Origin of the sequence: Streptococcus sp. k-378 (assembly GCF_013277505.1) — a bacterium.
Classification (GTDB): domain Bacteria; phylum Bacillota; class Bacilli; order Lactobacillales; family Streptococcaceae; genus Streptococcus; species Streptococcus pseudopneumoniae.
Genome location: NZ_VMNC01000167.1, coordinates 1 through 787 on the forward strand (window position 1 = coordinate 1; position 787 = coordinate 787).

Annotated in this window: 1 pseudogene; it reads right to left on the bottom strand. The window is 38.6% G+C overall.

Going from position 1 to position 787, the window contains the following annotated elements:
• Positions 1-33: 33 nt before the first annotated feature.
• A pseudogene (locus tag HT719_RS12085) lies at positions 34-787 on the bottom strand (transposase); the annotation flags it as partial.

Consider the following 787-nt stretch of genomic DNA (forward strand, 5'->3'; position numbering starts at 1 on the left):
GGCTCTTTGTCAACTGTAGTGGGTTGAAGTCAGCTAAGCACGAGAAAGGACAAATTTCGTCCTTTCTTTTTTGATGTTCAGAGCGATAAAAATCCGTTTTTTGAAGTTTTCAAAGTTCCGAAATCCAAAGGCATTTCGTTTGATAAGCTTAATGAGATTATTGGTCGCTTCCAGTTTGGCGTTAGAATAGTGTAGTTGAAGGGCGTTGACAATCTTTTCTTTATCTTTGAGGAAAGTTTTAAAGACAGTCTGAAAAATAGGATGAACCTGCTTAAGATTGTCCTCAATAAGTCCGAAAAATGTCTCTGGTTCCTTATTCTGGAAGTGAAAAAGCAAGAGCTGATAGAGATTGTAGTGGTGTTTCAAGTCTTCTGAATAGCTCAAAAGCTTGTCAAGAATCTCTTTATTGGTTAAGTGCATACGAAAAGTAGGGCGATAAAAACGTTTATCGCTGAGTTTACGACTATCCTGTTGAATGAGTTTCCAGTAGCGCTTGATAGCCTTGTATTCATGGGATTTTCGATGAAACTGATTCATGATTTGGACATGCACACGACTCATAGCACGGTTAAGATGTTGTACAATGTGAAAGCGATCCAACACGATTTTAGCATTCGGGAGTGAAACAGTCTGGGAGACTGTTTCAGCCTGAGCCTAGAAATTTGAAAGCGAATCTGTTTAGCTAAGTCATAGTAAGGACTAAACATATCCATAGTAATAATTTTCACTCGACATCGGACAGCTCTATCGTAGCGAAGAAAGTGATTTCGAATGATAGCTTGTGTTC